3 protein-coding genes are annotated in these 5491 nt (G+C 41.8%); 1 reads left to right on the top strand and 2 read right to left on the bottom strand.

Features of this window, described 5'->3' with window-relative positions; all coding sequences use genetic code 11:
• Nucleotides 1-590: 590 nt before the first annotated feature.
• A complete protein-coding gene (locus tag ATH1_RS0116615) occupies nt 591-3527 on the top strand; it encodes an FAD-binding and (Fe-S)-binding domain-containing protein (RefSeq protein WP_010416386.1) in 2937 nt (978 codons plus the stop codon).
• Nucleotides 3528-3609: 82 nt separating this feature from the next.
• Here ATH1_RS0116615 and ATH1_RS0116610 read toward each other — a convergent pair whose 3' ends face one another.
• Together ATH1_RS0116610 and ATH1_RS0116600 are read right to left on the bottom strand one after the other, a co-directional pair.
• Nucleotides 3610-4356: a DUF434 domain-containing protein gene (locus ATH1_RS0116610; RefSeq protein WP_010416385.1), complete on the bottom strand. Its 747-nt coding sequence runs from the start codon at nt 4354-4356 to the stop codon at nt 3610-3612.
• 452 nt (nt 4357-4808) lie between these two features.
• On the bottom strand, nt 4809-5348 hold the full coding sequence (locus ATH1_RS0116600; protein ID WP_010424431.1) for a macro domain-containing protein: 540 nt from the start codon (nt 5346-5348) through the stop codon (nt 4809-4811).
• Nucleotides 5349-5491 lie beyond the last annotated feature (143 nt).

The following is a 5491-nucleotide window of genomic DNA, read 5'->3' as shown; positions in this document are numbered from 1 at the left end:
TATTACATTAACTAAAAATTTAACAATCCTAACAACCCTAACAATTTCATCAGTATAAAATAAGTCTAAGTTATTGGTCGGATGGAACTCGCATGATTGAATTATATACATGTTCTTTTGTGACAAACCTTGTCATGCTCGTTTCATCACTATAAATATTTTTTCTTTATACGGGCAAACTATAGTGTTGCAGGGGTTGGTAAAAAAAACTAAAACGCAAAGACGTATGTTGTGTTTATAATTCACACTACTGGCTACTGACTACTGACTAAATTACTTATATCTAAAACTCTGATAATCTATTACGGCAATCTTTGTCATGCTCGTTTTATTGTGTGAGTCGTGAATTGTTAAATTATAGGGCATGCCTGTAGCGGGTTTGCCCTTTTTTATTGCGATTTACAGTTGATTTGTAGATTATTGCAAAGAAAAATCAAGTCTTGATACTATGATACGTTGTCAGGTTTTCTACAAATGTCCGGTTATTGATTGTTTATATAATCGCGATGAGATAAGATGCAACTATTTCATAATAAATGCTTTGCATTATTTCAACCGTGTTGAGGCTTATTAAACGGACTATTGATACTATGGAAACTTTCATAAAAACACTTATTAATTCATTGAAGGGAAAAGTTTTTACCGATGAGGTTATTCGAACCTTATATGCAACCGATGCTTCTGTTTATCGCGAAATGCCTTTGGCTGTTGGCTTTCCTGAAGATGAAGATGATATCAGGAATTTAATCCGGTTTGCAGGAGAGAATAATGTGTCGTTAATTCCACGCACAGCCGGAACATCTCTGGCCGGTCAGGTTGTCGGTAATGGAATTATAGTAGATGTTTCCCGTACTTTTACGGAAATACTTGAAGTTAATCCTGATGAAAAGTGGGTAAGAGTTCAGCCTGGTGTTGTACGTGACGACCTTAATTTGTTTCTGGCCGAATACGGTCTCTTTTTTGGTCCCGAAACTTCAACTTCTAATCGTGCTATGATTGGTGGCATGGTAGGGAATAATTCATCGGGAGCCAACTCACTGATATACGGGAGTACCCGTGACAATATTCTGGAAGTGAGCGGATTTTTAAGTGACGGTTCGAAGGTGGTTTTTGGAGAACTGAATAATGACCAATATCGTGAGAAATGTAGTTCTTCCGGAAATTCTTCTGAAGCAGCTATTTACAGGAATATTGACAAGATAATTAGCGACGAACGGAACAGGGAAAATATAGAGCGTGAATTTCCCAAGCCTTCAATAAAAAGACGTAATACCGGGTATGCGCTTGATGCACTGGCCGGTTTGGCTCCATTCCGGCAGGATGGGCCCGATTTTAATTTTGCAAGGCTTATTGCCGGTTCAGAAGGTACTTTAATGTTCATCACTGAAATTAAGTTGCGCTGTCATCCTCTTCCCCCCAAAGAAAAGGGTTTACTCTGTGTACATTTTCACACCCTTGAAGAGGCTTTGGAGGCTAACTTGACAGCCTTGAAGCACCATCCGTCTGCCAGCGAACTGATGGATGATTTTATTCTAAATTGCACAAAAAACAATCCCGAACAAAACAGGAACAGGTTCTTTCTTAAGGGTGAGCCTGAAGCATTATTGGTTATTGAATTTACGCGCCATTCCCGTGCCGAGGTTGAAAAGGCTGCCCAAAACCTCATCATCGATCTGAAACACGCCGGACTTGGATACCATTATCCCCTGGTTACAGGCTCCGACATAAAGAGAGTGTGGTCGTTACGGAAGGCTGCACTCGGAGTGCTTTATACAACCCCGGGGGATGCAAAGCCGGTAGCTGTCATTGAAGATACATCGGTTGCTGTCGAAGACCTTCCTGCTTATGTTGCCGATTTCAGGAAATTACTGGAACCGTTAAATCTTACATGTGCGTTTTACGGACATGCAGGCTCAGGAGAATTGCATCTGCGCCCGGTTATCAATCTTAAAACAGCCGAAGGACAGATGCTTTTCAGGAAGATTGCCGAAGAGACAGCACATCTGGTAAAAAAATATAACGGGTCGTTGAGTGGAGAGCATGGCGATGGTCGTTTAAGAGGTGAGTTTATCCGCTTCATGGTCGGGGATGAGAATTATGCGCTTTTTCAGGAAATTAAAAATACCTGGGACCCCGGACATATTTTTAATCCGGGCAAGATAGTGGATGCTCCGCCAATGGATACGCATCTGCGTTACACGACAGATACAGAAACCCCTGAAATTGAAACCATCTTTGATTTTTCGCGCGAGAAAGGTTATATCAGAGCTGCCGAATTTTGTAATGGTTCGGGAGATTGCCGGAAGACGCATTTATCGGGCGGAACAATGTGCCCCAGCTATATGGCCACCAGGGACGAAAGGCACACAACCCGTGCAAGAGCTAATGTGTTGAGGGAATATCTGCGTAAACCTTACGCGAAGAACCGTTTCAATCATTATGAGATATACGAGGTGATGGATTTGTGTCTGTCTTGTAAGGCTTGTAAATCCGAATGTCCGTCGAGTGTAGATGTGGCAAAACTTAAGGCCGAATTTCTTCAGCATTATTATGAAGCCAACGGCGTCCCGTTCAGGACAAAAGTTATTGCCAATATTTCACGATTAAACAACCTGGCTTCTATATTGCCGCAACTCTACAACTTCACAATCACCAACAGGATCACATCCCGACTGCTTAAAAAAATTGTTGGTTTTGCACCCAATCGTTCTTTACCCAAACTGCAGCCTGTAACACTGGGGAAATGGTTTCGAAACCATTTCAAAACTACCAGGGTTTCTGCCAAACCAAAGGGGACTGTTTGTTTGTTCAATGATGAATTCACCAATTTTAATGATTCGGATATTGGGAAGAAAGCTGTGTTGTTGCTCGAAAAACTCGGGTATGAGGTGATTATTCCGAAGCATATTGAAAGCGGACGTGCCTGGTTGTCGAAGGGATTGCTGAAAAAAGCGCGTGATATTGCCGTAAAAAATGTTGAACTGTTGAAAGATGTTGTTTCGGATGATGTGCCCCTTCTGGGAATTGAGCCTTCGGCCATTCTTGGCTTCAGAGATGATTATATTGATCTTGTTCCTTCAGAGCTTATAGAGTCTGCCCGATCTCTTGCAAAAAATGCTTTGTTGTTCGAAGAATTTATTGAACGGGAGGTTAACGCAGGGAACATTACTTCTGATGATTTTATTGAGTCTCCGAAAAAGATAAAACTTCATGGTCACTGTCACCAAAAAGCCTTAGGTTCTCTTGGCCCCACGATAAGAATGCTAAGTCTGCCCCAAAATTACGAGGTGGAAGTTATCCCTTCGGGGTGTTGTGGCATGGCAGGATCATTTGGATATGAAAAGGAACATTACGATGTGTCGATGAAGATTGGTGAATTGGTATTGTTCCCGGCTATCCGAAAAAAATCCGGGGGAACCATTATTGCAGCTCCCGGAACCAGTTGCCGTCATCAAATCAAAGACGGGACAGGGGAAAAGGCATATCATCCCGCAGAAATATTGTATGATGCTTTGAAGGTAAAGTGATGCCGGTAAATAGCTGAGGGGAAAGGGCATAGAACATAGAGCATGGAGTTCACCCGTTTCAATGGTGAGCCCGGTCTAAATATTACCGGTCTGCATCATTATGCTTCCAGATGTCAATGAGCCAGTTGGATTCAATAACATGGTTTTCCAGGAAGAATGAGATCAGATTGAACCATTGATTGCATCGGGCGAGTATCTGGGAGTCGGAGGATATTACAATTTTATCAGCTTCAGCAACTTTATTATCGGTCTGATCTGCCAGTTTAGTCTGCCATTTTATGTTATTTTCGAGACCCACTTCTTTCACGAATTTGGCCAGCCTGCCGGAATTGCTTACCGGCTTGTCGAACACCCATAAAACGGAACTTGCATTGTATTGCTTGAAAAATGCTGCAGTCAAAGCTATGGCTTTAGGTGTTTCACTAATTTTCCGGTAAGAACCGTGAAGTCCTGAAATATCCCTGATCAATCCGTCTCTTCCTTTGAAAACCGGTGCGCCGCTCAATAGTGCTTCCATGATAATCAAGAGGTTGAACCCGTCAATTATCACAGGGCGGTTTTTCAGGGCTTCAGGAGAAGACAGTTCTCCAGCGGCCACACGTTCAACCAGTTCTGACGGTTGACACGCCCGGTCGAGAGCTGTTCTCTGTCGTTCCTGTAGCTTAAAATGATCACCCACCAGTTTCAGAGCAGCTTTTGCCGTATAATTTTTATCCAGAAGCCAGCAATAATCTTTTGCGGCTGCAGCCATTATTTCAATCTGGCCTTTTGTAAACAGCAAATGATCTCTGGGGCCTGGCCCTCTGTGTTTGCGGTTGTCTGGTGACATAGACGATGCATTATACAGGATGATACAATTTTTTGTTTCTTAAAAGTATGAGCCTGGTCTAAAAAGCATCTTTGTTGCCAAACTCAGTGTTGTTTTAAATTTATGCATCCTAATTAATAATGAGTTAACTCCGGTACAAAATTTTAAAACGCCTTGATTTTGACAAAAATAGGCATTTTATACCGCACTCAGGTATGGATAATTTTGATATTACCCGGGCTAAACCAAAATCATATAATGAGTGCAGTCTAAAAAGCCTTTTGACCCCTAAATCCAATAAAGGGGACTTTTTCAAACTGCTGATTTTTAGCAGTTCCCCTTTAGGGGTCAGGGGTAAAAATGGTAAAAATCAGCAGTTTGAAGGCTTTTTATACTGCACTCATATACTGCATTCATGGTATAAAAAACGGTAGAAATAGGAACTTGGGTCGGATTAAAAATTTAGTTTGACTCTATGCATCATGCCCTATATTTTCAATCATTTCTTTGTAGATTTCGTAATCCCCTTTACTGAAAAGTACGAACCGTATGGTTTTTACATTTTTCAGGGTTGGAGCCATTTCTTTAATTGTATCAAGGGTTACTTTGGCAGCCTCTCTGATTGGGTATCCGAATACCCCGGTTGATATTGCCGGGAAAGCAATGGAATCTATATTGTTCTCATCGGCAAGTTTAAGCGCATTACGGTAGCACGCAGCCAATAATTTGTCTTCAGGTTTGTCTTTGCCGTAAACAGGGCCAAGACAATGAATAACGAATTTATTTGGCAGATTATGCCCACCTGAAATTACGGCTTCACCTGGCTTGATGGGAGCCATTGGGCGGCACTCTTCTTCGAGACCTGGTCCGGCAGCCCGGTGAATGGCTCCTGCCACTCCGCCACCAATTCTGAGTTGCGCGTTGGCAGCATTTACAATCGCTTGCATATCAGACTGTGATGCAATATCTCCACGGATGCATTCGATGGTAATTCCGGAAATTGTTGTTTTCATCAGTATAAAATTAGTCTAAGTTATTGGTCTGATGGAACTCGCATGATTGAGTTTTATACATGTTCTTTTGTGACAATCTTTGTCATGCTCGTTTCATCAGTATAAAATTAGTCTAAGTTATTGGAATGGTGCAACTTATTATT

The sequence above is a fragment of the Anaerophaga thermohalophila DSM 12881 genome (assembly GCF_000191885.1).
In the GTDB taxonomy this organism is placed as follows: domain Bacteria; phylum Bacteroidota; class Bacteroidia; order Bacteroidales; family Marinilabiliaceae; genus Anaerophaga; species Anaerophaga thermohalophila.
Note: the sequence above shows the minus strand (reverse complement) of the source record. Positions and strands in the feature narration are given on the sequence as shown.

Bases quoted from the DNA above. Each gene is read 5' to 3' on its own strand.
- ATH1_RS0116600 (WP_010424431.1), bottom strand. From the start codon at position 5,348: ATGAAAACAACAATTTCCGGAATTACCATCGAATGCATCCGTGGAGAT.
- ATH1_RS0116610 (WP_010416385.1), bottom strand. From the start codon at position 4,356: ATGTCACCAGACAACCGCAAACACAGAGGGCCAGGCCCCAGAGATCAT.
- ATH1_RS0116615 (WP_010416386.1), top strand. From the start codon at position 591: ATGGAAACTTTCATAAAAACACTTATTAATTCATTGAAGGGAAAAGTT.